This window comes from Roseateles microcysteis (assembly GCF_036880965.1).
In the GTDB taxonomy this organism is placed as follows: domain Bacteria; phylum Pseudomonadota; class Gammaproteobacteria; order Burkholderiales; family Burkholderiaceae_C; genus JAUASW01.
Genome location: NZ_JBAJMV010000002.1, coordinates 82548 through 105775 on the forward strand (window position 1 = coordinate 82548; position 23228 = coordinate 105775).

A 23228-nucleotide genomic window follows, 5' to 3' on the forward strand; every position below is an offset into this window, starting at 1 on the left:
CAGGGTGGGGTCAGCTGCCTGAGGCCTGGCTGGCGCCGCCGGCCGTGCGAATTCGATCTGGCGTGGCTTCGTCGGCCGGCTCCGGCGCGTGGATCGGCAGGCGGATCGTGAAGCTCGTTCCGTCGCCCACGGTGCTCGCCACCTTGATCGAGCCGCCGAGTGTCGACACCACGATGTTGTAGACGATGTTGAGCCCCAGGCCGCTGCCGCCCTGGCCCATGCGCGTGGTGAAGAAGGGGTCGAAGATGCGGGCCAGGTGGGCGGCTGCGATGCCACTGCCGTTGTCGCGCACCTCCAGCAGCACGTGTCCTTCGCTTGTTGGTCGATTGCGAATCAGGATCTGCCCGGCTCGGCCCAGCTCCGGTCCAAAGGCATGGATCAATGCATTCATCACCAGATTGGTGATCACCTGCCCGAGCGGGCCGGGGTAACTGTCGAGTGCCAGGCCCGGTTCGATGTCGATTTCCACCGAGTGCGCGCCGTACTTGAACTGATGCCGCAGCGTGTCCACGACCTTGCCCACGATGTCGGCGAGGTCGAAGCTGCGCCGCTGCTCGCTGGTCTGATCGACGGCCACCTGCTTGAAGCGCGAGATCAGGTGGCTGGCGCGTTCGAGGTTGCGCTCGAGCAGGTCGGCGCCGGCATCGAGCTGCTGCAGCGCGTCCAGCGCGGTCGACTTGCGCAGCGTGCCGTCGGCGATTTGCTGCCGCAGCCTGCTGATCATCGGCGGCAGCGTGCTGGCCACGGTCACGCTGTTGCCCAGTGGCGTGTTCAGCTCGTGCGCAATGCCTGCCACCAGCGAGCCGAGGGAGGCCAGCTTCTCCCGCTGTATCAGCTCGCTTTGCGCCAGCCGCAGCGAGTCGAGCGCTTCCTGCAGTGAGCCATTGGTCCGGGCCAGCTCGGCAGTGCGTGCCTGCACGCGCGCTTCCAGTTGCGCGGTGAGTTCAGTGATCTCCGTCAGCATGGCGTTGAATGCGTCGGCCAGGCTCCCGACCTCGTGCTTGCCGAGGTCGGGAGCGCGCAGACGGTAGTCGTGGCTCTCGATGATCGCGGTAGCCACATCGCGCACGCGTGAGATCGGCCGCGTGATGACGCGCTGCAAGCGAAGCGCCAGGGCCAGCGCGGCCGCAAGCCCGACCGCCAGCGCCAGTGCCAGCGAGATCATGCGCGTGCGTGCACGCGCAGCCAGCGGCTGGGCCGAAGATTCGATCTGTACGGCGCCGATCACCGACTCACCAGAAAAGACCGGCACCTGGACCCGGGCAACATCGCCGTCGATGGTTTGCCAGACCTCGCTCGCATTGCCCATGGGCGTGCAGGTGTCGGCAGCCTGCTGGCCGATGACGAAGGCCGGGTTGTCGGTGCTGTACAGGCAGGCGCGGCCGACCTGATCCAGCCGGGCGAGGGCGGTCAGGTTTTCACGCGCCGTTGCCTCGTCCGTGAAGGCGATTGCAGCGGCGCTGCGATTGGCGACGAGTTGCGCCAGCGAGAGCATTTCGGCCGCGACGGCCTCGCGGCTCTGGCGCCGGTCCGTCAGGTGCAGCAGGCCGCCGGCGATCAGCAGGGCCAGCGCCACCACGGCCATGGCCATCATCAGCAGCTGGATGCGCAGGGAATACCGTTGCAGCATCGCTGTCCTCAGTTCCTGGCTTCGCCGGTGACCGAGATGGCCACTTCGATCAGCTTGGCACTGACGCGCAACTGGGCACGCTTCAGGGCGTCGAGGTTGAGCGACCAGCGCAACTTGTCTGACTGGCTGACGAAGCCTATGCCAATGCCCTTGCTGGTGACGTCTGGCGCGCTGCTGATCGTCAGCACCGGGGCGTTGCCCAGGCCTCGCGCGAGTTCTGCATTGCCGAGCGCTTCTTGTGGATCATCGATATAGAGCACATGGCAGTTGCGCGCCTCCGCCAGCGAGCGCACCTGCTGCACCGCGATGGCGCGCCCCTTGGAGCGCCGCTTCTCCAGCGCCTTCAACGACTCCCCGAAAGGATCGCGGCCCAGCAGGCACAGGCGCAGCGGAGCCTCCTCGGCGGCAAACGCGCTGGGCGGCCAGTCGATGAATTGGCTGAAGTTAAAGATGAAGGCGGCTTTCAGCCGGTACTCGTCGCTTTGCACGACCGGCTCCGCGTGGAGCGGCGCCAGCAGCGTGCACGTCAGCAGCAAACCGGCCAGCACAGGGCGGCCGTAGCGACTGCGATGAGGACGCAATACGGTGAAAAGCATCGTGGTCCGTTGTTCCAGCGCTTTTGCCCTGGGTGTGATTAAACTGTACCGCGACACAGCCACGGAACGCTCTCTCACATGACCCAGGCTGCGAAGGGAAAGTACCTGCTTGCGCTTTTGTTGAGCGCTGGCTGCGCTGCGATGGCCGCCGAGTCCGGGCCTGACAGGGAACTGCTGGATCTCAGCTTCGATGAGTTGCTCGAGGTGCGCGTGGCCAGCTCCGCCACGCTCGCGCCGACCAGTACTCTGGTGGCGCCGAGCCGCATCACGCGCATTGAGCGTGAGGCCATCCTCGCGTCGGGCGCGCGCAGCCTCAATGAGCTGCTCGAGATGCAGGTGCCCGGCCTGCAATGGGTCTACCACAGCTTCGGCATGTCGCACCTGGGCATGCGCGGCATCGTCTCAAACCGCGACGACAAGTACCTGCTGCTGCTCGATGGTCAGAACCTCAACCATTTCTCTCATGCCGGCGCTTACACCGAGCGTGACCTGCCGCTGCTCGGCGACATCGACCATGTCGAAGTGGTACATGGTGCTGCCGCGGCGGTGAACGGTTTGGGTGCGGTGGCGATGACGATCAACATCATGCAGCGTCGGGCAAGCAAAGCGGGTTGCGAGGGTGGACTGAGGGCGGGCGCTGTCGAGCGTTTCGCCAGCGTCGAACTCTCCTGCGCCGGTCGCCTTGGTGCGCTGCAATGGCAGTGGTTCGGTGGCGTGGCCGACTATGCGGGTGCAGCGAATCGAGATGCGCCGCTGGTGTTCGGCACGGCGCTGGGCACGCGCTGGGGCGATGCCGTGGGCGCGGATGGCCGCACGGACGCCTTGCCCTTTAGCGCCGACAGGGCGCAGTACCGCGATCGCGCACCGGTCAAGCTGGCGCTGCGCTGGTGGGACGAGGGCAGCGACGGGCACCTGCGCTACACCCGCGGGGGAGAGATGAGCGCTCCGTCGGTGCTGCAGGTGGCGCTGCGCCCCGTTGGCAATGCAAGCGCGAGCAGTCCGCAGCCGTATGCAGCGATGGAGTTCGGCTACCAGCAGTTGTCCGCGCACCAGGAATTTCGACGGACGCTGGGCGAGGCACGCTGGAGCGCGTCCGTCGAGGCGGTCAGCACCGACTATGAGGAGCGGGCCCCGGTCTTCGGTACCTTGTTCACCAACCGCGAGGACCGGGTCGCGCTGCGTGGCCTCTGGCGCCAGCGCGTCCAGGCGCATGAGCTCAGTGCGGGCGCAAGCCAGGAATGGCGTTACGTCGGGCGGCGCAGCCCGGGCTACCCGGATCAGGTGCCCAGCTCCGAGATCTATCCCGGGGGCATGCCGGCCTGGGGCACGCGGGCACTGTCCGGCTTTGCCGAAGACCAGCTCAAGCTGAGCGAGCACTGCACGCTGATTGCCGGCCTGCGCCTCGAGAAGCATTCGACCGCCGGCTTCAGCACCTCGCCGCGGGCCTCCTATGGCTGCCATGTCTCGGCACAGGGTCACCTCACGCTGGCAGCCTCGCGAGCGCAGCGCGCGGGTTTCGAGGACGAGTTGCATGCTGGCGGCGCCGGCGGCCACGCCTTTGAAACGCAGGACAGCCTGGAGCTGCTCTACCGCTGGCGCAGCAGCCAGTACGGGCATGTGGACCTGAATGCCTTCATCAACCGGCTGCGAGTGATCGGCTTCGTTCAGACGGCCGAGAATCAGGTGCGCAGCCAGCCGGTCGGTACACAGCGCAGCCATGGTGTCGAGGCATCTTGGACCGGGCGCTGGCTGGGGGGCGAGTTCAGCGCCTCGCATGCATGGGTCGGCCTGGAGTCATTCAGCCTGGCGCCGGGTGTCACCGACACGCAGGTCACTGCCGCGCCCAATGGCTACGGCCGCAGCCTCAATGGCTACGCCAATCATCTGAGCAAGCTCACGGCCCGCGGTCCGCTGGCGCCAGGAGTCAGCTGGTGGGCCAATGCCGTTGTCTATCACGGTTTCTCCGGGACCGCCGACCGGCTGCGCTACCTGGACAGCCTGCGCCTGCGCGGCGGGCTGGCGGCCACCTCGGCCGACCCCGCAGCCGTGGCGGATCGCAATGTCTATTTCAATGCCGGGCTTCTCTGGAAGGGCGAGCAGGACCTCGAGGCCAGTCTGCATGCCTACAACATCGCCGGCTGGTTCGACGAACGCCTCAACAAGCGCAACTACCTCAACCATGTGAGCCAGGTTCGGCTCCAGGCGCCATCGGTTTCGGCGCAACTGCGCTGGCGCTGGTAGCGCCAGAGCTTCAGCGCCAGCTCAGATCCGTCCGGCTCAAGGGCAACTGCCGCACGCGCTTGCCCGTGGCCGCGAAGATCGCATTGCAGACCGCCGGTGCCAGCGGCGGGAAGGCGGGCTCGCCCAGGCCGGTCACCGGCTGATCGCTGCGCAGGAAATGCACCTCGATCCTGGGCGGCGTGTCGGCAATGCGCAAGAGCGGGTACTCGCCAAAATTGCCCTGCACGATGCGGCCGCGCTGGATGTCCAGCTCGGGATGCATCAGGGTGCCGAGGCCGTCGATCACCGAGCCTTCGACCTGGTTCTCGGCGCCGCTCAGGTTGACGATCTGCGAGCCGATGTCGGAAACGACGACGACCCGGTCCACCTTCAACTGGCCAGACTTTGACACCGTGACCTCGGCCACCTCGGCGATGTAGCCGCGATGGCTGAAATGGAAGGCGATGCCGGCGCCCTGGCCGCGCGGGAACTTCTTGCTGCCCCAGCCAGCCCTGGCTGCCACCTCCTTCAGCACCGCGCGCATGCGGCCCACGTTGTAGGGCGTGCCACGCTCGCCGGTACCGGGCACGAGGTCTCGCTCGCCGAGCAACTCAAGGCGGAACTCGAGCGGGTCGCGCCCGGCGGCATGGGCCAGCTCGTCGATGAAGCTGTGGAACACCCAGGCGAACACATTGCTGCCCGGCGCGCGCCAGGGACCCATGGGGATGTTGCATTCCAGCGGCGTCTGCTCGATCAGGCAGTTGGCAAGCCAGCGGCCCGGGAATTCATCGCCCGAGAGGTTGGCGCCGCTGCCCGGCTGCAGCACTGACTTGCCGTCGCGCATCACGCGGTTGGCGAAGGTGACGAAGTGGTTGTGCCAGGCCGTCAGCCTGCCTTGCGCATCGACGCCGCCACGCAGGAAGTGGAAGCCGCCGGCGCGGAAATGGTCGTGGCGCAGGTCGTCTTCACGGGTCCAGGTCAGTTTGACGGGCGCGGCCACGCGCTGCGCGATGGCTGCGGCTTCGACGATGAAGTCTGAGCTCAGGCGTCGGCCGAAACCGCCGCCGCTGCGCGTGATGTGCAGGGTGATCTTTTCCTTGGGAATGCCCAGGGTGTTGACCACCAGGTTCTGGCCCGAGGCCGGGTTCTGCGTTGGCGCCCAGAGTTCCAGCCTGCCATCCTTCCACCAGGCCGTGCAGTTCTGCGGCTCCATGCTCGCGTGCGAGATGAAGGGGTAGCTGTAGGCCGCTTCCACGGTCTTGGCAGCGGAGGCCAGTGCGGCATTGACGTCGCCGTCCTTGCGCTGCACTTGCGTGCCAGCCTGCTTGGCGAGCGACTCGGCCTGGCGTGTGAAGCCGTCCCAGCTCTGCGTGGCTGCCGCGCCTTCATCCCATTGAACCTTGAGTTGCTTGCGTGCGCTGAAGGCCGCCCAGGTCGATTCGGCCACGATGGCAACGCCTGGCATCAGGCCGTTCAGATTGGCCGTGCCATCGATCACAAAGGCGTCCGTTACGCCCGGCAAGGCCTTGATTGCCGCCAGGTTCGCGCTTACGACCTTGCCGCCGAAGACCGGGCATTTCTCGTAGACGGCATACAGCATGCCGGGCAGTTTGATGTCGATGCCGAATAGCGGCTTGCCGGTCACGACGGCCTCGTTGTCGACGCCGCCGATGCGCTGGCCGAGCAGCTTGTAGTCCTTGGGTGACTTCAGCTTGATCGTGGCTGCAGCGGGTACGGGCAGCGTTGCGGCCTTGGCGGCCAGCGAGGCGTAGCTCAGCTTGCGCTGCGTCTTAGCGTGAACCACAAAGGAGTTCTCGGCCGCGCATTCGTCCGCCGGCACGCCCCAGGTTTCAGCCGCCGCTTGTGTGAGCAGGGTACGGGCTGTGGCGCCGAGGCGCAGGAAGTCCTGGTAGTTTGTCGGCGTGGACGTGGAACCGCCGGCACTCTGGCTGCCGTAGATCGGGTCCAGGTCGCCTTGCACGATGCGCACGTCCTGCCAATTCACGCTCAGCTCTTCGGCCAGCACCATGGGCAGCGAGGTCTTGATGCCCTGGCCGATCTCGGGCTGCTTGGAGATCAGGGTGACCACGCCCTGGTCGGAGATGCTGATGAAGGCATTGGGCTTGAACGTGCTGCCCGGCGACTGCGCGGCAACCGCCGCCTGCGCAGCGTCGTTCAGGTACAGGCCCAGGACCAGGCCACCGCTGCCCAGGGCGGTGTTGCGCAGGAAAGCGCGGCGCGTGGTGCCGACGGTCTTGTTCATGCGCCCACCTTCTTGCCAGTCTTCGCGGCCGGCTGTGCCGGGGCTGCCGCGATTTCCGCGGCGCGGTGGATGCCGGCGCGGATGCGGGTGTAGGTCGCACAGCGGCAGAGATTGCCGGACATCGCGCCGTCGATATCGGCGTCGGTCGGTTTCGGGTTTTCTTTGAGCAGGGCTGCAGCGCTCATCAACTGGCCGGCCTGGCAGTAGCCGCATTGCGGCACGTCCAGCTCAAGCCAGGCCAGTTGCAGCGGATGCCTGCCCTTGCCATCGAGCCCTTCGATGGTGGTGACCTGCTTGCGGCCCACCGTGGCGACCGGCGTCATGCAGGAGCGCGTGGGCACGCCATTGAGGTGCACCGTGCAGGCGCCGCAGGCACCGACGCCGCAACCGTACTTGCTGCCTGTGAGGTCGAGTGCATCGCGAAGCACCCAGAGCAGCGGTGTTTCGGCGGCGACGTCCACCTCGCGCTTGGCTCCGTTGATGTTCAGGCTGTAGATGGGCATGGGCTCGGCCTCGCTGCGAAATGTGCAATGGCGCGCAGCTTAGCGCGTGCTGCGCGTATTTGCCGGGCGGCATGGGCTAAGCTCGCGCGCCCTGATCGCTGAACGCCCCATGCAAGCACTTTTGAATGTCATCGCCACGATGGAGCTGCCCGCCACCGAGGCCGAGCGTCTGTTTCACGGCCGCGGCGGGCTGCATCCTGGCTGCGAGCAGTGGGTGCTGGACTACTTCGCGCCGGTGTGGCTACTGACCAGTTTCAAACCGGTCTCTGACGAAGAGCTTGCCGCACTGCAGGCCGCCTTGTCGGCCCGCTGGCAGCAGATCGCTCCTGAACAGGCCTTCAACCTCGTCTTCCAGTGCCGCAGCGAAGGCCGTGCTGAAACGCGAGTGCTGGCCGGCGCCGTGCCCGAGCCCCATGTGGTGAGCGAGGACTGCGCGCGCTTTCGCATCCATGTGCTCAAGGGCCAGAACCATGGCCTCTTCCTGGACATGGCCGAAGGCCGGCGCTGGGTGCGCGAGCATGTGGCGGCACGCCAGCGAGTCAAGGTGCTGAACCTGTTTGCCTACACCTGCGCCTTTTCGGTCGTGGCCTTGCAAGCTGGCGCGCGGCAGGTGCTCAACCTCGACATGAGCCAGGGCGCGCTGACCATCGGCCAGCAGAACCACCAGCTCAATGGCATCAGCTCTGGCGCCAGCTTCCTGGCGCATGACATCTTCAGCACCTGGGGCAAGATCAGCCGCGGCGGGCCTTACGAACTGATCATCGTGGACCCGCCGAGCTACCAGAAGGGCAGCTTCGTGGCGACCAAGGACTATGCGCGCCTGATGCGCCGCCTGCCCGACCTCCTGGTGCCGGGCGGTCATGCGCTCTTGTGCCTCAACGCGCCCGAGCTGGGCCTGGCCTTCTTGCAAGACCAGATGCACGCGCTGGCGCCGGAACTTCAGTTCGTCGAGCGGGTGGCCAACCCGGCCGTCTTTGCCGATGTGTCCGAGGAGCGCTCGCTCAAGGTGCTGGTCTACCGCGCGCCTGAACTCGCTCAGGCCTGAGCTCGCATTGCGCCGGCTCGATTCTCTCTTGCTCCTCAGGCGGCCCGTCTCAGCGCGCCGCGCAAGGTGTCGATGATGCGGTCGATATGTTCCCGCTCGATGACCAGTGGCGGCGACAGGGCCACCGTATCACCGGTGGTGCGCACCAGCAGGCCCTTGTCCCAGCAATCGAGAAACACATTGAATGCGCGCTTGGCCGGCTCGCCAGGCAGCGGCGTCAGCTCCACACCGCCGATCAGGCCGATATTGCGGATGTCGATCACGTTGGGCTCGCCTTTCAGCGAATGCAGGCACTCGGCGAAGTAGCCCTGCATCTCGGCAGCGCGGGTGAGCAGTCCTTCATCGGCATAGGTTTCCAGCGTGCCGAGGGCAGCGGCACAGGCCAGCGGATGCGCCGAGTAGGTGTAGCCGTGGAAGAACTCGATCAGGTGTTCGGGGCCGTTCATGAAGGCGTCGTAGATGTTCTGCGTCGCGAATACCGCGCCCATGGGCACGCAGCCGTTGGTGAGGCCCTTGGCCACCGTCATCAGGTCGGGCGTCACGCCGAAGGTCTGCGCTGCAAACGGATTGCCGGTGCGGCCGAAACCGGTGATCACCTCGTCGAAGATCAGCAGAATGCCGTGCTTGTCGCAGATCTGGCGCAGGCGCTGCAGATAGCCTTGCGGCGGAATGAGCACGCCCGTTGAACCCGCAACGGGCTCGACGATCACGGCCGCGATGGTGGATGCGTCGTGCAGGGCGATCAGTTTTTCAAGATCGTCTGCGAACTCTGCGCCATGGGCCGGCTGGCCCACGCTGAAGGCATTGCGCGCTGGGTCGTGCGTGTGGCGGATGTGGTCCACGCCGCCCAGCATGGTGCCGAACATCTTGCGGTTGGCCACCATGCCGCCGACCGAGATGCCGCCGAAGTTGACGCCGTGGTAGCCGCGCTCGCGGCCTATCAATCTCGTGCGCGCGCCTTCGCCGCGTACGCGGTGATAGGCGATGGCCATCTTCAGCGCAGTGTCGACCGACTCCGAACCCGAATTCGTGTAGAAAACTTTGTTGAGCCCGGCCGGCGTCAGCTGCACCAGCTTCTCGGCCAGTTCGAAGGCCTTGGGGTGGCCCATCTGGAAGGGCGGCGCGAAGTCCATTTCGGCGGCCTGCTCCTGGATCGCCTTCACGATCTTGGGCCGGTTGTGACCGGCGTTCACGCACCAGAGGCCGGCGATGCCGTCGAGGATCTGGCGGCCCTTGTCGTCGGTGAAGTACATGCCATCCGCGCGGGTCAGGAGGCGGGGTGCCTTCTTGAACTGGCGGTTGGCGGTGAAGGGCATCCAATAGGCGTCGAGATTGGCATTGAGGTCTTGGGCCATGAGGCGCTCCTGCGGGTTCCGGGGATGCGCGCAGTCTAGGCAGATCAGCGCGCAATGTGCAGGCTCATTCGACGAGGGCAAGCCCTGGTTTGAGCAATTCGCTGCGGTGGCATGATGACGTTTTCGCAGAAAATTCGAGCAATGGCTTCAGAAGTGATACTGGATGCGATCGACAGGGCCATCCTGCGCGAGCTGCAACAAGACGGCCGGCTCTCCAACGTGGACCTCGCCCAGCGTGTGCATCTGAGCCCTTCAGCGTGCCTGCGGCGCGTCAAGCAGCTGGAAGACAGCGGCGTGATCGATCGATACGTGGCCCTGGTCAACCCCAAGGCCGTGGGCAAGCAGGGCACGAGCTACACCATCATCAACCTCGAGCGCGTCAGCCCTGCTGCGCTGTCGGCCTTCGAGCAGGCGGTGCGCGACAGCCCGGACATCCTGGACTGCTTCTATGTGGCCGGCAGCAACGACTATCTGATCCGCTTCGCCTATCGCGATTCCGAAGATCTGGAGCGCATGCACAGCCAGGTGCTGATGCATCTGCCCGAGGTGGCGCGCTCCAATTCGATGCTGGTGCTGCGCACGATCAAGAAGACGACCGCGTTCGAACTCTGAGTGTTCAGGCTTGCTGGAGCAGGGCCACAAGAGACGTGGCGGCAAACGCGGCAAGCAGCAGAGGCAGGCCGTAGGTTTCTGTCCAGTTGCCGAACGGCCGGTCACCGCGGGAGGGCTTGAACAGGTATTGCTGCGATTGCGTGAGGAACAGGGGGACGGTGCTCATGAATCAATTCGCTTCTTCTGAAGACCACCCGGCGGGTGGCTTGAAAAGAAGTCTCGTTGAATTCAGTGAAAACCCTATGACACTGCGTATGCGGTGTCAGAAGGTTTCGCTAAAACCCCGCTGCCAAGGCCCAATCACACCGGATGGTCCAGGACCGAAGCGGGTTTGTGTCGACCCATCCTGAACAGCGGCAGCAACTGGATCACGAGCATGCTGCCCAGGATCAGCGCGCATCCGGCAAAGCCGGCAGGATTCAGGCGGTCACCCATCATCAGATAGCCGAACACCGCTGCGAACAGGGTTTCGCTCGAGAGGATGATCGCGGCGTCCGCGGCATGGGCGTAGCGTTGCGCCACGACCTGGGCGGTGAAGGCCACGCCCACTGACAGGACGCCGGTGTAGGCGATGGGGCCGGCTGCTGCAATCAAGCCCTTCAGGCTGACCGGCTCCATGAACAGGCTGTAGACCAAGGCCAGGCTGCCGCAGACCAGGAACTGGCCGCAGGCGACGAGGAAGGGGGCGGCCAGCTTGTCGGCCACGCGGCCGACAAACAGCACATGCACGGCCCAGGGCAGGGCCGAAGCGATCACCCAGAGATCACCGACGCCGATGTTCAACTCGTGCGCGCCGGAGAGCAGGAAGGCGCCCACCAGGCAGGCCAGTGCGCCCGGCCAGACCGACCAATGCGGCAACTGGCGCAGCCACAGCCAGGACAGCACCGGCACCAGGGGCACATAGAGCGCCGTCAGGAATCCCGCGTTGGTGACCGAGGTGGAGATGATGCCGACCTGTTGCAGCGCCGCGCCCACCAGCATCAGGAGGCCCAGGCCGCCGATGTGCCTGGCGTCAGTAGCGGTGGGTGTCTTGCCCTGGCGAGCCAGTTGCTTCCATTCCCGCCAGGCCAGCGGAGCCACGACCGCGGCGCCGATCAGGAAGCGCACGCCGGTGAACAGCATGGGCCCCACGTCTGCCATGCCCTGGCTCTGTGCCACGAAGGCGGAGCCCCAGATCAGGGCAATGACGAGCAGCAGGAGATTGGCTTGGATGCGAGACACGGTGGCGGCAATGAAAAAGAGGGCGGGATTATCGGTCCCGCCCTCAAGTCAGGCTTTGCGCCTGGCTGCTTCAGTGGAGAAAAGCTTGCCGCTTACTCGTCGCGGCTGCCGAAGATGCCCAGCAGTGACAGGAGCGACTGGAACACGTTGTACAGGCTCAGGTAGACGCTCAGCGTGGCGGTGATGTAGTTGGTTTCTTCACCGTCCTGAACACGCTTCAGGTCATAGAGGATGAAGGCCGAGAAGATGCCGATGGCCAGCACCGACAGCGTCAACATCAAGGCGCTGCTCTGCAGGAACACATTGGCGATGCCCGCCACGACCAGCATGATCATGCCGATGAACAAGGCCTTGCCCATGCCGGAAAGGTCGCGCTTGATCACGCTGGAGAGCGTGGCCATGCCCAGGAAGATCAGGCCGGTGCCGGTGAAGGCCGTCATGATCAGGCCCGCGCCGTTGGAAAGGCCCAGCACCGCACCGACCAGGCGCGACAGCATCAGGCCCATGAAGAAGGTGAAGGCCAGCAGGAGTGGCACGCCGGCGGCCGAGTTCTTGTTCTTCTCGATCAGGTACATGAAGCCGAAGGCGCCGGCCATGAAGACGATCAGGCCGACCATCGGCGACATGGCACGCGACAGGCCGGTGCTCACGCCGATCCAGGCACCCAGCACCGTGGGCACCATCGAGAGCGCCAGCAGCCAGTAGGTATTGCGCAGCACGCGGTTGCGCTGCGCGGCGACGCTGGCATTGCCAGCCGGGAAGGTTTGGACGTTCTGGTTCATATCAACAGCTCCTTGTTTGAAGACAAAGGGGTTCGAGAGATTCAAGCCTTGGCCCGGCGCTTGGCGCGGGCGCGGATGTTCAGGGCTTCGACGGCCAGCGAGAAGCACATGGCCGCGTAGATGTAGCCCTTGGGCACATGCTGGTCGAAGGCTTCGGCCGTCAGCGCCATGCCCACCATCACCAGGAAGGCCAGCGCCAGCACCTTGACCGAAGGATGGCGGTCGACGAACTCACCGATCGGCTTGGCTGCCACCAGCATCATCAGCACCGAGACCACCACGGCCGCCACCATCACCCAGATCTGGTCGACCATGCCCACGGCGGTGATCACCGAATCCAGCGAGAACACGATGTCGATGATCGCGATCTGGCCGATCACCATCCAGAAGGCCTTCTTGCCCGCGGCCTTCAAGGCGGCCGCATCGGCGGGCGGCGGGCCGTCCTGTTCCCTGGCCTCGACCTCCACGAAGATCTCGTGCGAAGCCTTGTAGAGCAGGAACAGGCCACCCAGCAGCAGCACCAGGTCGCGCCCGCTGATGCCCTGGCCGAGGACCGTGAACAGGTCGTCGGTCAGGCCCATCACCCAGCTGAGCGAGAACAAGAGTGCCAGGCGCGAGGCCATTGCAAAGCCCAGGCCCAGGCGACGAGCCTTGTCGCGCTGTTCGGGCGGAAGCCGGCCCACCAGGATGGAGATGAAGATGATGTTGTCGATGCCCAGGACGATTTCCAGGGCGGTCAACATCGCAAAGGCGATCCAGAGGTTGGGGTCGAGCAGCAGTTCCATGGGTTCGGGTGGTTGGCGTCCGAGGCGGCCTGAGCCAAGGGCTCTGGACAACGGTCGGGCGCCGACGAGGCAAGTGAAGGTAAGGGCAAGGATAGGCCAGGCGCGCTAGGCGACGGCCGGGCGGCGCTGATTCAGGCCGCGCGTGGTGGGCGCTTGGGCCCTTTGAGGAAGGGCGCGGCCGGCAGCGGGCTGTCGGCTTGGGCGGGCAGGCAGAAGGCACTGCGCGGGATCAGGCTGGCGCCTGGGGCGGTGACGGCTTCCGATGCTTCAAAGCCGGCTTCGCCGCCGTTCATGTCGTCGCTGCCGTCCCTGCCATCGTCCAGCGCGACTTGCAGCGTGCTGCCAACGCCCAATTCGGGCCCGGCAACGGCCGTGCCTGCGCTCAGGAAGAGCAGGCTCAGCATCAGGATGGCGACAAGGCGTTGGATCACGGAGCGCATTTTACCTGGGCGCGGCCGTGCTTGCAGGAAACTGCCCGCACGGGTGCGTACGGGTGCGCAGGAGGAGCCGCTAGCATGGGGTCCTGTCGTTGAAGAATGCCAAAGCATGTGCTCGAACTACAAGCCGGTCACGCTGCAGGATCGCCTGCTCGCGCACTTTGGCGTGGTCCGCCCTGACGAGGTGGAGCCGCCCGAGTTCACGGCCGTGGGCATGCAGGCGCCGTTCATTGTCCGTGCCAGCCATCGTGAGCAATTGGCCAAGGCCTGCCTCATCGGCCTGTTCGGACTGCTGCCGGAGTGGGCCGAGAACCTTGCCTTTGGTCGCAAGACCTACAACTGCCGCTCCGAAACGAAGACGAGCAAGCCAAGCTTCAGGAAGGCTTGGCAAACCGAGCACCGCTGCGTGATACCGGCCGAGCTGCTGTACGAACCATGCTATGAGTCGGGGGATCCGGTTCGGTGGGCGATCAAGCGGCTGGACGGCGGCCCCATCGGCGTGGCCGGCCTTTGGGGCGTCTGGCACGACCCCAAGGGCCAGGAAGTCCTGAGTTTCACCATGCTGACGGTGAACGCAGACGACCACGCCCTCTATCGGCGCTTTCATGCGCCGCAAGACGAGAAGCGCATGCCAGTGATCCTGCATGAAACGGACTACGACGACTGGCTGCACTGCTCGAACGAGGAGGCGCAGAAGTACCTTGTTCAGTATCCTGCCGAGCTCTTGCATGCCTATCCCGAGCCCTTGCCATGGAAGGACTTGCCCGAGCCCAAGGCCTGGGCGTCAGCGCCCGACATGTTTGCCGACGAGTGGCGCGAGGCATCCACAAACCCCAAGGCCCGGATGCTGAAGGCGCGCCAGGCCAGGTCGAGGCCAGGCGTGGCAGCGAAGACGGACAAGGCGGCAGACGAGGGTCCGCAATCGGGCGATCTGTTCTAGCTTTTCTACAATCGGCGGATGAGTTCCCTGAGAGAAAGCACACTGGCGCCACTGCTGGAGCGAGACGCGCTTGAAAAGGTTCGCCTGGCTCTTGCGCTGGATGCTTCCCAGCCTGTCGATGCGGCTGCAAGACTCGTTGAGCCAGCAGGCATTCCGGGTCGTCCGGCCAGGCCGGTACTGGTGACGCACAAGGGCTTGACGCATGGTTCGCTGCGCACCGTCGAAGGTCGTGCCGCGCTGATCCACTCCATCGCGCACATCGAGCTGAATGCGGTCGATCTGGCCGTTGACGTCTGCTGGCGCTTCGATGGCATGCCCGAGCAGTTCTACCGCGACTGGGTTGCCATCGCCAAGGAAGAAGCGCTGCACTTCACGCTCTTGCGTGAGCACCTGGTCGCGATGGGTTTCGACTACGGCTCCTTCGATGCGCACAACGCGCTTTGGGAAATGGCCGAGCGCACCAAGCACGACATCCTGGCGCGCATCGCACTGGTGCCGCGCACGCTGGAAGCACGGGGCTTGGACGCCTCGCCGGCCGTGAAACGCAAGCTCGTGGGTGCCGGCGACCACCGGGCCGGTGAAATCCTGGACCTGATCCTGCGCGACGAGATCGGGCACGTCGCCTGCGGCAATCGCTGGTACCGATACCTGTGCCAGCAGCGTGGCCTGGATCCTGTCAGCACCTACGCCGAGCTGGCGGAGAAGTACGAAGCGCCGAAGCTGCGGGCACCGTTCAATCTGGAGGCCCGGCGCTTGGCTGGCTTCGATGAAGCGGAGTTGACTGCGCTGCAGACCTGAACTCAAGGATCCGTCCGTAAAATCGTTACTTTGCGCGGCGTCAGCCCTGCGCGTGTCGGGAGCACAAGCAATGGCCGTTTATCAACTGGGCGAGTGGCAGCCCGATGTCGCCGACTCGGCCTGGGTGGCCGAGAGTGCGCAGGTGATCGGCCGCGTGACGCTGGCGGAAGATGTCAGCATCTGGTTCAACGCGGTCTTGCGTGGCGATTCCGATTCCCTGCATATCGGCCGCGGCAGCAATATCCAGGATGGCTCGGTGCTTCATGCCGACCACGGTTTTCCGCTCACGCTGGGCGAAGGCGTCACGGTGGGCCACCAGGTCATGCTGCATGGCTGCACGGTTGGCGACTATTCCCTGATCGGCATCGGCGCCGTGGTGCTGAACGGCGCGCGCATCGGCAGGAACTGCCTGGTGGGTGCCGGCTCGCTGGTCACCGAAGGCAAGGAGTTCCCGGACGGCTCGCTGATCATGGGCAGCCCTGCCAAGGTGGTACGCGAATTGACCGCCGAGCAAATGGCCGGCTTCAAGGCCAGCGCCGAACATTACATCGCGAATGGCCGCCGCTATGCGGCCGAATTGAAGAAGATTGCCGAATGAGTGAATTGCACAAATTCTTGTTTGAAGGTCTGCCGGTGCGCGGCCTGCTGGTGCGTCTGACCGAAGGGTGGCGCGAGGTGCTGAAGCGACGCGAGTCCAGTGGTGCCTTTCCGACCGAGGTGCGCGAGCTGCTCGGCGAAATGACGGCGGCCAGCGTGCTGATGCAGGCCAACATCAAGTTCAATGGTTCGCTGGTGATGCAGGTGATGGGCGATGGCCCCCTGAAGCTGATCGTGGCCGAGGCCCGGCCTGACCTCACTTTTCGCGCCACCGCCAAGGTGGTGGGCGAAGTGCCGGCCGGCGCCGGCTTGCAGCAGATGCTCAATGTCCATGGCAAGGGCCGCTGCGCGATCACGCTGGACCCGCTGAACAAGCTGCCGGGCCAGCAGCCCTACCAGGGCGTGGTGTCGCTGCACGGCCAGGAGCATGAGCCGCTGCAAAGCCTTGCGGACGTGCTCGGCAACTACATGCTGCAGTCCGAGCAGCTCGATACCAAGCTGGTCCTGGCCGCGAACGACGAGATCGCCGCAGGTCTGCTGATTCAGCATCTGCCGATCGAAGGCGAAGGCAATCTGCAGGGCAAGAAGGCCAGTGCCGAAGACATCACCGACGCCTTCAATCGCATGGCCACGCTGGCTTCATCGCTGACGCGCGAGGAGCTCCTGACGCTGGATGCAGACACCTTGCTGCGTCGGCTCTACTGGCAGGAGGGTCTGCAGCGTTTTGAGCCCACCGAGCCGCGCTTTGCCTGCAGTTGCTCGCGCCCGCGAGTGGGCCAGATGCTCAAGGGCCTGGGTCGCGAGGAAATCGACTCGGTGCTGGCCGAACGCGGCGACGTGGAAGTGGGTTGCGACTTCTGCGGCTTGCAATACAGCTTCGACGCCGTCGATGTGGGTGAGCTGTTCTCGGACAAGGCGGCGCAGTCCGGCGGCAGCAGCACGATGCAGTAAGTCCCGCCCCGGCGCCGCGCCGCACCGGGCCAGCTGCCGTGTCGTCAGTCGATGCGACGCACCCGGTCCATGAGGGGCGCGCGCACCGGTTCGCCGGTCTTCTCGAGATACTCGATCACCACTTCCAGGTCGGAGCGACCGATCTGAGGCGCCTTGCCGGCAGCAAAGCTGGTGTAGCCGTCGCCACCGGTGCTCAGATAGTCATTGGTCGTGACGCGGTAGATCGCCTTTGGATCGATCAGCTTGCCGTTCAGCATCATGGTCTCGGGCAGTACGCGCTGGCCCACGGGTCGCTTGCCGTCCCAGCTGTAGCTGAAGCCCTTGGACACCGGCAGTGGCGAATTGCGCTGGGTGGGCGGGCGCCATTGCTGCTCCAGCACCCGGCGCAGTTCCTCGCCGGTGAGGCTCACGGTGACCAGTTCGTTCTTGAAGGGCTGGGCGGCATAGACGTCGCCAAATGTGATCGAACCATCGCCACGCAGAACCAGGCCGCGGCGCACGCCGGTCTGGTTGACCAAGGCAAGGTGGGCGCCGCCCTGTTCGGGCGCCGCGGTGGCATCCAGGTAGGCATCGGCAATCAGCTGGCCCATGGGGCTGACGCCGGTGCGGTCAGCCTCCTGCGCGATGGTTTCGTGGATGCGGGCAACCACCCGATTGATCAGTGAAGCAGACTGCGCTTGGTAGGCAGCCAGGAGGCTGGTTTGCTCAGGGTCCTTGGCGTAGAGCGCAGTGTCGACCACTTCGTTGCGCGCTTCAGCCGAGATGAGCTTGCGGGTCTTGGGGTCGAGCTTGAGGTCGATGGCGGAAACCAGCGTGCCATAGCGCTCTGCACTGGTCACCAGGCGGCCGTCGAAGCGGCAGACATAGGAGCGGTGGGTGTGGCCGCTGATCACCAGGCCAACCGCCGGATCCAGCTTCTTCACCAGGCCGACAATGGCGCCCGACAGACTGGGGCATTCATTGGGGCCGCCGCTCGGGTAGCCGCCTTCATGGATCAGCAGCACAAAGGCTTCCACGCCCTGGGTCCGCAGTTCGGGCAGCAGCTTGTGGACCGTCTCGACTTCATCGTCAAAGCGCAGGCCTTGCGCCGCGGCCGGGCTGATCAGCTCCGGCGTGCCGCGCAGCGCCATGCCGATGAAGGCCACCGGGATGCCGTCGAAGCGCCGGATCTCGTAGGGCGGCAGCACGGGCTTGCCGGTCTTCAGGTTGATGGTGCTGGCGGCCAGGTACTTGTAGCCAGCGCCCTTGAAGGGCTCGGGACCTTTGCAGCCGTCCTTGGGATGGCAGCCGCCGTTCTGCTTGCGCAGCAGTTCGTCCAGTCCATTGTCGAACTCGTGATTGCCGACCGCGCTCAGCTCCAGCCCCATCAGGCTCAGCGATCGGATGGTCGGCTCGTCATTGAACAGCGCCGACAGCAGTGGGCTGGCGCCCACCAGATCTCCGGCCGCGACGAAGACGCTGTGGCGTTGGCCATCCCGTAGTTGCTTGACCAAGGTGGCCATGTGCTCGGCGCCACCGGCATTGACGTGAATCTTCTTGCCCGGATTGGCCGGGTCCGGCAAGGCGATGCCCTCGCGAGGCGGCATCACATTGCCATGGAAATCATTGATTGCCAGGAGGCGCACGCTGACAGGCCCGGTCGGCACATCCTGCCGTGTGGCACAGCCGGTGAGCACGGCGGCGGCAAGCGCAAGAGACAGGGAGCGGCGAAGAAGGGGCTTCAGCATGGACGACATCCGGGCGGCGGAGCTGCAGATTCTAGGGACCAAACGTTTGCCCTTTGTGTCGGAGCGGCGGATCGTGTTCAGCGGGGGCGCTCTGCGAGCAAGCGATGTTCGCACTCGGGCTGGTCGCACTGCTCGCACGGCCAGCGCCAGGGCTTTTGCGCGGCCTGCTGCGCCTGCAGGCGGCTGAACAGGCCGGCCGTTCGATCCGGCCGGGCGAGCAGGGGCGAGAGCACGTCCAGCGCGGCTTCCAGGCGCCTTTCCCCATGGCCACCGATGAGCGACCAGGCCAGTCCCGCGTCCAGCAGGCTGCGCCGGATCAGGGCGTCGACCGGCGCCTGTACTTCCGGACTCTGGCGTTGATGCCCATCGGCCACCCAGGGCAGGTCCAGTGCCGTGAGCAGCGTCAGCGAGCAGTGCTGCTGGAAGCGCAGCGCTTCGCTGTAAAGGGAGCGGTCGCCGAAGATGAATTCACTGTAGACCGCCGTCATCAGCGGGGTGGTGTCGCAGATGACCAGCTCGTGCGACTGGCCGGCCAGCTCGATGCGACGAGCCTGCTCGGCAGCGATGCCGGCCTGCTCCTCCTGGCGCGGCGTGCGCCCCTCATGCGAGCACCAGTCGCGCAGCCATTCGCCGATCAGGGCACATCGCAAGCCCTCCGCCGAGAGCCTTTCATGCAAGGCCTGTGCAAGCGTTGACTTGCCACTGCTCTCGGCGCCGACGATGGCGACGATCAGCGGTGGACCGCGATCAGGCATGGGCCGTCTTGATCAGCTGGCGCTGCCAGGCGCGCCAGCCGGCCATCGACATGGGGATGAACACAGCGTAGAGCACCACCGTCAACCAGTAGCCCTTGTAGGCGAACAGCGCCACGCTGACCGTGTTGACGATGATCCATACGCTCCAGTTCTCTTGGTACTTGCGGCCCAGCAGCCATTGGCCGAGCAGGCTGGCGACGGTGGGGAAGGCGTCCCAGTAGGGCACGGTGGAATCGGTCTGGCGGGCCAGGAACAGGCCGAGCGCAGGCCAGGCCAGCAGCGTCAGTGCAATCGCGGTGAGGCGACCGCGAGGGCTCAGGAGTCGAACGCGCAGCGCGCTACCGTCGTCGGCCGTGCCACGCAGCCATTGCCACCAGCCCCAGATGGAGAGTGCGGCAAACACCAGCTGCAGCGAGGCTTCACCGTAGAGCTTGCCGCTCCAGAACAGCAGGAAGTAGAGCAGTGAGCTGATGAACGCGAGCGGCCAGGCCAGCGCATGGACCCGCATATTGCAGATCACCATCCAGACCGCGAGCACGAAGGCAATGAGCTCGGCCCAGGTGATCGGGCTGCCCAGCAATTCAAACGCGGACGCAAACAGTGGTTGCAGCGAGAGCAGCAGGGCGTCCATCGCGAACCAGGCGAGGTGTCAGCGCAGAACCTGGACGAAGATTTCGTCGGGCTTGACCATGCCCAGCTCGAAGCGGGCCTTTTCCTCGACCATCTCCAGGCCTTCGCGCAGGTCGCGCAGCTCGGCTTCGAGCTGCGCGTTGCGCGCACGTGCCTTGTCGTTGGCGGCTTCCGCCACGCGCAGCTCCTCGCGCAATTGCACCCCGCGGCCGATGCCACCCTTGCCGAACCAGAGTTGACCCTGGATCAGCAAGAGGAAGGCAGCGAGGATGACGCTAAGAACTCTCACGCGCCGGAGTGTAGCCTTGGCTCAGCGCAAGTTGTAGAAGGCGGCGCGGCCCGGGTAGGTCGCGATGTCACCGAGGTCTTCTTCGATGCGCAGCAGCTGGTTGTACTTGGCCATGCGGTCCGAGCGGCTCAGAGAACCCGTCTTGATCTGGCCGGCATTGGTGCCGACCGCGATGTCCGAGATCGTCGAGTCTTCGGTTTCACCCGAGCGGTGCGAAATCACGGCCGTGTAGCCAGCGCGCTTGGCCATTTCGATGGCGGCGAAGGTTTCGGTCAGGGTGCCGATCTGGTTGATCTTGATCAGGATCGAGTTGGCAATGCCCTTGTCGATGCCTTCCTTCAGGATCTTGGTGTTGGTGACGAAGAGGTCGTCGCCGACGATCTGCACGTTGTGCCCCAAGCGGTCGGTCAGGATCTTCCAGCCGTCCCAGTCGCCTTCGGCCATGCCGTCTTCGATCGAGATGATCGGGTACTTGTCGCACCAGGTGGCCAGCATGTCGGTCCACTCCTGCGACGTGAGGCTGATGCCGCCTTCGCCTTCGAGCACGTACTTGCCGTCCTTGTAGAACTCGCTGGCGGCGCAGTCCAGGCCGATGGCGATCTGCTCGCCGGCGGTGTAGCCGGCCTTGTCGATGGCGTCCAGGATCATCTGGATCGCGGCTTCATGGCTTTCGACGCTGGGCGCGAAGCCGCCTTCGTCGCCCACTGCCGTGCTGATGTGCTTGTCGTGCAGGATCTTCTTCAGCGCGTGGAAGACCTCGGCGCCCCAGCGCAGTGCTTCGCGGAACGACGGTGCGCCAACGGGGATGATCATCAGCTCTTGCAGGTCCAGCGAGTTGTTCGCGTGGGCGCCGCCGTTGATGACGTTCATCATCGGCACCGGCAGCTGCATCGAGCCCATGCCGCCGAAGTAGCGGTACAGCGGCAGGCCGGATTCTTCAGCGGCGGCGCGGGCCACGGCCATAGAGACGGCCAGCATCGCGTTGGCGCCCAGGCGGCTCTTGTTCTCGGTGCCATCGAGGTCGATCAGGGTCTTGTCCAGGAAGGCCTGCTCGGCAGCATCCAGGCCCAGCACGGCTTCGGAGATTTCGGTGTTGATGTGCTCGACGGCCTTCAACACGCCCTTGCCAAGGTAGCGGCTCTTGTCGCCGTCGCGCAGCTCGATGGCTTCACGCGAGCCGGTGGAGGCGCCCGAGGGCACGGCCGCGCGGCCCATCACGCCCGACTCGAGCAGCACGTCGCATTCGACGGTAGGGTTGCCGCGGCTGTCCAGGATCTCGCGACCGACGATGTCAACAATGGCGCTCATTCAAAAGTCTCCAAGAGTCAAAAAATCTGTTCGGGCCGCATCCTGCCAGCGATCCGTTACCTGCGCTGAACATCTTGCTGAGCAATTGATGAACAGCGCAGGGCGGTCCAAGGCGTTCAGCCCTTCTTGTGTTCCAGCGCTGCCTTGATGAAGGCGGTGAACAGCGGATGGCCGTCCCAGGGCGTGGACTTGAACTCGGGGTGGAACTGCACACCGACGAACCAGGGGTGCACCGTGCGCGGCAGCTCGACCATTTCGGTGAGTTTTTCGCGCTGGGTGATGGCCGAGATCACCAGGCCGGCTTCCTGCAAGCGGTCGAGGTAGTGCTCGTTGGCTTCAAAGCGGTGGCGGTGACGCTCGGTCACGACCGGGCCGTAGATGTCATGCGCCAGCGTGCCGCTCTTGACGTCCGAGCTCTGCGCGCCGAGGCGCATCGTGCCGCCCAGGTCGCTTTTCTCGTCGCGCTTCTGGATCGTGCCGTCGGCGTCCTGCCATTCGTCGATCAGGGCGATCACCGGGTGCGGTGTGGCCGGGTCGAACTCGGTGGAGTTCGCGCCCTCGAGGCCGGCCATGTGGCGGGCGTACTCGATGGTCGCGACCTGCATCCCGAGGCAGATGCCGAGGTAGGGAATCTTGTGCTCGCGGGCATATTGCGCCGCCAGGATCTTGCCTTCCACGCCGCGCTTGCCGAAGCCGCCGGGCACCAGGATGGCGTCGAACTGCTGGAGCTGGTCGATGTTGTCCTTGGTGAGCAACTCGGAATCGACGTACTCGATCTTCACGCCGGCATGGTTGTGGATGCCGGCATGGCGCAGGGCCTCGTTCAGCGACTTGTACGAGTCCGACAGGTCGGTGTACTTGCCGCACATGGCGATGGTGACCTGCTTGGCCGGGTTCTCGACCTCGTGCACCAGGTGGTCCCAACGCTTCAGGTCGGCGGACTTGGTGTTGAGCTGCAGCTTGGTGCAGATCAGCTGGTCCAGGCCCTGCTCATGCAGCATGCGGGGCACCTTGTAGATGGTGTTGACGTCCCACATGGAAATCACGCCGTACTCGGCGACGTTGGTGAACAGCGAAATCTTCTCGCGCTCGTCGTCAGGGATTCGGCGGTCGGCGCGGCACAGCAGCGCGTCCGGCTGGATACCGATTTCGCGCAGCTTTTGCACCGTGTGCTGGGTGGGCTTGGTCTTGAGCTCGCCAGCGGCGGCGATCCAGGGCACGTAGGTCAGGTGGACGAAGGCGACATTGTTCGGCCCGGCCTTCAGGCTCATCTGGCGTGCGGCTTCCAGGAAGGGCAGCGACTCGATGTCGCCGACGGTGCCGCCGATTTCAACGATGGCCACATCGACTGCATCCGGCGTGCCGTGGCCAGCGCCGCGGCGGATGAATTCCTGCATTTCGTTGGTGATGTGCGGAATCACCTGCACAGTCTTGCCCAGGTAGTCACCACGGCGCTCCTTCTCCAGCACCGACATGTAGATCTGTCCGGTGGTGAAGTTGTTGCTCTTCTTCATCCTTGTCGTGATGAAGCGTTCGTAGTGGCCCAGGTCCAGGTCGGTTTCCGCGCCGTCGTCAGTGACAAAGACTTCGCCGTGCTGGAAGGGGGACATCGTGCCTGGATCGACGTTGATGTACGGGTCCAGCTTGATGAGGGTGACTTTGAGGCCGCGCGATTCGAGGATGGCAGCCAGAGAGGCCGATGCAATGCCCTTGCCGAGAGAGGACACCACACCGCCGGTGACGAAGACGTACTTGGTCATTGCTTGCAGCGCCCGGCCGTGCGG

General features: G+C 65.1%; 23 protein-coding genes. 7 read left to right on the plus strand and 16 right to left on the minus strand.

Features of this window, described 5'->3' with window-relative positions:
* Window positions 1-10: 10 nt before the first annotated feature.
* Window positions 11-1630, minus strand: coding sequence for an ATP-binding protein (locus tag V3596_RS05290; protein WP_334276576.1), 1620 nt, complete (start codon window positions 1628-1630; stop codon window positions 11-13).
* 8 nt (window positions 1631-1638) lie between these two features.
* Window positions 1639-2289 (minus strand): YfiR family protein, encoded by a 651-nt coding sequence (locus V3596_RS05295; protein WP_334276578.1) that lies wholly within the window; start codon window positions 2287-2289, stop codon window positions 1639-1641.
* 78 nt (window positions 2290-2367) lie between these two features.
* Between V3596_RS05295 and V3596_RS05300 the strand changes: the two genes are divergently transcribed.
* Window positions 2368-4467, plus strand: coding sequence for a TonB-dependent receptor plug domain-containing protein (locus tag V3596_RS05300; RefSeq protein WP_334276579.1), 2100 nt, complete (start codon window positions 2368-2370; stop codon window positions 4465-4467).
* 10 nt (window positions 4468-4477) lie between these two features.
* On the opposite strand, the gene V3596_RS05305 is transcribed toward V3596_RS05300, so the two are convergent.
* Together V3596_RS05305 and V3596_RS05310 are read right to left on the minus strand one after the other, a co-directional pair.
* Window positions 4478-6709 (minus strand): xanthine dehydrogenase family protein molybdopterin-binding subunit, encoded by a 2232-nt coding sequence (locus tag V3596_RS05305; RefSeq protein WP_334276580.1) that lies wholly within the window; start codon window positions 6707-6709, stop codon window positions 4478-4480.
* Window positions 6706-7212, minus strand: a complete 507-nt coding sequence (locus tag V3596_RS05310; protein ID WP_334276581.1) for a (2Fe-2S)-binding protein — start codon at window positions 7210-7212, stop codon at window positions 6706-6708. The genes V3596_RS05305 and V3596_RS05310 overlap by 4 nt, the downstream gene beginning before the upstream one ends.
* A 109-nt stretch (window positions 7213-7321) precedes the next feature.
* On the opposite strand from V3596_RS05310, the gene V3596_RS05315 reads away from it, so the two are divergent.
* Entirely contained in the window at window positions 7322-8257 is a 936-nt protein-coding gene (locus tag V3596_RS05315) for a class I SAM-dependent methyltransferase (RefSeq protein WP_334276582.1), read from the plus strand.
* Between the two features lie 35 nt (window positions 8258-8292).
* Here the strand turns inward: V3596_RS05315 and aptA are convergent, their stop codons facing one another.
* A complete protein-coding gene (gene aptA, locus V3596_RS05320; protein ID WP_334276583.1) occupies window positions 8293-9612 on the minus strand; it encodes an omega-aminotransferase AptA in 1320 nt (439 codons plus the stop codon).
* Between the two features lie 141 nt (window positions 9613-9753).
* On the opposite strand from aptA, the gene V3596_RS05325 reads away from it, so the two are divergent.
* Entirely contained in the window at window positions 9754-10224 is a 471-nt protein-coding gene (locus V3596_RS05325) for an Lrp/AsnC family transcriptional regulator (RefSeq protein ID WP_334276584.1), read from the plus strand.
* 4 nt (window positions 10225-10228) lie between these two features.
* On the opposite strand, the gene V3596_RS05330 is transcribed toward V3596_RS05325, so the two are convergent.
* From V3596_RS05330 to V3596_RS05350, 5 genes are all read right to left on the minus strand, one after another.
* Window positions 10229-10390: a hypothetical protein gene (locus tag V3596_RS05330; RefSeq protein ID WP_334276586.1), complete on the minus strand. Its 162-nt coding sequence runs from the start codon at window positions 10388-10390 to the stop codon at window positions 10229-10231.
* A gap of 134 nt (window positions 10391-10524) precedes the next feature.
* Window positions 10525-11445 (minus strand): DMT family transporter, encoded by a 921-nt coding sequence (locus tag V3596_RS05335; protein WP_334276587.1) that lies wholly within the window; start codon window positions 11443-11445, stop codon window positions 10525-10527.
* Between the two features lie 92 nt (window positions 11446-11537).
* Complete coding sequence (locus V3596_RS05340) at window positions 11538-12227, minus strand: Bax inhibitor-1/YccA family protein (RefSeq protein ID WP_334276588.1); 690 nt, start codon at window positions 12225-12227, stop codon at window positions 11538-11540.
* 41 nt (window positions 12228-12268) lie between these two features.
* Complete coding sequence (locus V3596_RS05345; RefSeq protein ID WP_334276589.1) at window positions 12269-13012, minus strand: TerC family protein; 744 nt, start codon at window positions 13010-13012, stop codon at window positions 12269-12271.
* Window positions 13013-13143: 131 nt separating this feature from the next.
* Window positions 13144-13443 (minus strand): hypothetical protein, encoded by a 300-nt coding sequence (locus V3596_RS05350; protein ID WP_334276590.1) that lies wholly within the window; start codon window positions 13441-13443, stop codon window positions 13144-13146.
* Between the two features lie 115 nt (window positions 13444-13558).
* On the opposite strand from V3596_RS05350, the gene V3596_RS05355 reads away from it, so the two are divergent.
* From V3596_RS05355 to hslO, 4 genes are all read left to right on the plus strand, one after another.
* Window positions 13559-14389, plus strand: a complete 831-nt coding sequence (locus tag V3596_RS05355) for an SOS response-associated peptidase (RefSeq protein WP_334276592.1) — start codon at window positions 13559-13561, stop codon at window positions 14387-14389.
* A gap of 18 nt (window positions 14390-14407) precedes the next feature.
* Complete coding sequence (locus V3596_RS05360) at window positions 14408-15187, plus strand: ferritin-like domain-containing protein (RefSeq protein ID WP_334276594.1); 780 nt, start codon at window positions 14408-14410, stop codon at window positions 15185-15187.
* Between the two features lie 70 nt (window positions 15188-15257).
* Entirely contained in the window at window positions 15258-15785 is a 528-nt protein-coding gene (locus V3596_RS05365) for a gamma carbonic anhydrase family protein (protein WP_334276596.1), read from the plus strand.
* On the plus strand, window positions 15782-16735 hold the full coding sequence (hslO, locus tag V3596_RS05370; RefSeq protein WP_334276598.1) for an Hsp33 family molecular chaperone HslO: 954 nt from the start codon (window positions 15782-15784) through the stop codon (window positions 16733-16735). Before V3596_RS05365 ends, hslO begins: the two co-directional genes overlap by 4 nt.
* 44 nt (window positions 16736-16779) lie before the next feature.
* On the opposite strand, the gene V3596_RS05375 is transcribed toward hslO, so the two are convergent.
* The 6 genes from V3596_RS05375 to V3596_RS05400 all read right to left on the minus strand — a co-directional run bounded on the left by V3596_RS05375 (window position 16780) and on the right by V3596_RS05400 (window position 23204).
* Window positions 16780-18462, minus strand: a complete 1683-nt coding sequence (locus V3596_RS05375; RefSeq protein WP_334276599.1) for a bifunctional metallophosphatase/5'-nucleotidase — start codon at window positions 18460-18462, stop codon at window positions 16780-16782.
* Between the two features lie 77 nt (window positions 18463-18539).
* The gene (locus tag V3596_RS05380) at window positions 18540-19217 is read right to left on the minus strand and encodes an ATP-binding protein (RefSeq protein ID WP_334276600.1); all 678 of its coding nucleotides are present in this window, start codon (window positions 19215-19217) and stop codon (window positions 18540-18542) included.
* Window positions 19210-19848, minus strand: coding sequence for a nicotinamide riboside transporter PnuC (gene pnuC / locus V3596_RS05385; RefSeq protein ID WP_334276601.1), 639 nt, complete (start codon window positions 19846-19848; stop codon window positions 19210-19212). Before pnuC ends, V3596_RS05380 begins: the two co-directional genes overlap by 8 nt.
* A gap of 18 nt (window positions 19849-19866) precedes the next feature.
* Window positions 19867-20136 (minus strand): cell division protein FtsB, encoded by a 270-nt coding sequence (ftsB, locus tag V3596_RS05390; RefSeq protein WP_334276602.1) that lies wholly within the window; start codon window positions 20134-20136, stop codon window positions 19867-19869.
* 21 nt (window positions 20137-20157) lie between these two features.
* Window positions 20158-21444 carry a phosphopyruvate hydratase gene (eno, locus tag V3596_RS05395; RefSeq protein ID WP_334276603.1) on the minus strand — a complete coding sequence of 429 codons (1287 nt, stop codon included), beginning with the start codon at window positions 21442-21444 and terminating at the stop codon, window positions 20158-20160.
* A gap of 116 nt (window positions 21445-21560) precedes the next feature.
* Window positions 21561-23204: a CTP synthase gene (locus V3596_RS05400; protein ID WP_334276604.1), complete on the minus strand. Its 1644-nt coding sequence runs from the start codon at window positions 23202-23204 to the stop codon at window positions 21561-21563.
* Window positions 23205-23228: the final 24 nt, after the last annotated feature.

Bases quoted from the DNA above. Each gene is read 5' to 3' on its own strand.
- V3596_RS05290 (WP_334276576.1), bottom strand. From the start codon at position 1,630: ATGCTGCAACGGTATTCCCTGCGCATCCAGCTGCTGATGATGGCCATG.
- V3596_RS05300 (WP_334276579.1), top strand. From the start codon at position 2,368: ATGGCCGCCGAGTCCGGGCCTGACAGGGAACTGCTGGATCTCAGCTTC.
- V3596_RS05305 (WP_334276580.1), bottom strand. From the start codon at position 6,709: ATGAACAAGACCGTCGGCACCACGCGCCGCGCTTTCCTGCGCAACACC.
- V3596_RS05310 (WP_334276581.1), bottom strand. From the start codon at position 7,212: ATGCCCATCTACAGCCTGAACATCAACGGAGCCAAGCGCGAGGTGGAC.
- V3596_RS05315 (WP_334276582.1), top strand. From the start codon at position 7,322: ATGCAAGCACTTTTGAATGTCATCGCCACGATGGAGCTGCCCGCCACC.
- aptA (WP_334276583.1), bottom strand. From the start codon at position 9,612: ATGGCCCAAGACCTCAATGCCAATCTCGACGCCTATTGGATGCCCTTC.
- V3596_RS05325 (WP_334276584.1), top strand. From the start codon at position 9,754: ATGGCTTCAGAAGTGATACTGGATGCGATCGACAGGGCCATCCTGCGC.
- V3596_RS05330 (WP_334276586.1), bottom strand. From the start codon at position 10,390: ATGAGCACCGTCCCCCTGTTCCTCACGCAATCGCAGCAATACCTGTTC.
- V3596_RS05340 (WP_334276588.1), bottom strand. From the start codon at position 12,227: ATGAACCAGAACGTCCAAACCTTCCCGGCTGGCAATGCCAGCGTCGCC.
- V3596_RS05345 (WP_334276589.1), bottom strand. From the start codon at position 13,012: ATGGAACTGCTGCTCGACCCCAACCTCTGGATCGCCTTTGCGATGTTG.
- V3596_RS05355 (WP_334276592.1), top strand. From the start codon at position 13,559: ATGTGCTCGAACTACAAGCCGGTCACGCTGCAGGATCGCCTGCTCGCG.
- V3596_RS05360 (WP_334276594.1), top strand. From the start codon at position 14,408: ATGAGTTCCCTGAGAGAAAGCACACTGGCGCCACTGCTGGAGCGAGAC.
- V3596_RS05365 (WP_334276596.1), top strand. From the start codon at position 15,258: ATGGCCGTTTATCAACTGGGCGAGTGGCAGCCCGATGTCGCCGACTCG.
- hslO (WP_334276598.1), top strand. From the start codon at position 15,782: ATGAGTGAATTGCACAAATTCTTGTTTGAAGGTCTGCCGGTGCGCGGC.
- V3596_RS05375 (WP_334276599.1), bottom strand. From the start codon at position 18,462: ATGCTGAAGCCCCTTCTTCGCCGCTCCCTGTCTCTTGCGCTTGCCGCC.
- V3596_RS05380 (WP_334276600.1), bottom strand. From the start codon at position 19,217: ATGCCTGATCGCGGTCCACCGCTGATCGTCGCCATCGTCGGCGCCGAG.
- pnuC (WP_334276601.1), bottom strand. From the start codon at position 19,848: ATGGACGCCCTGCTGCTCTCGCTGCAACCACTGTTTGCGTCCGCGTTT.
- eno (WP_334276603.1), bottom strand. From the start codon at position 21,444: ATGAGCGCCATTGTTGACATCGTCGGTCGCGAGATCCTGGACAGCCGC.
- V3596_RS05400 (WP_334276604.1), bottom strand. From the start codon at position 23,204: ATGACCAAGTACGTCTTCGTCACCGGCGGTGTGGTGTCCTCTCTCGGC.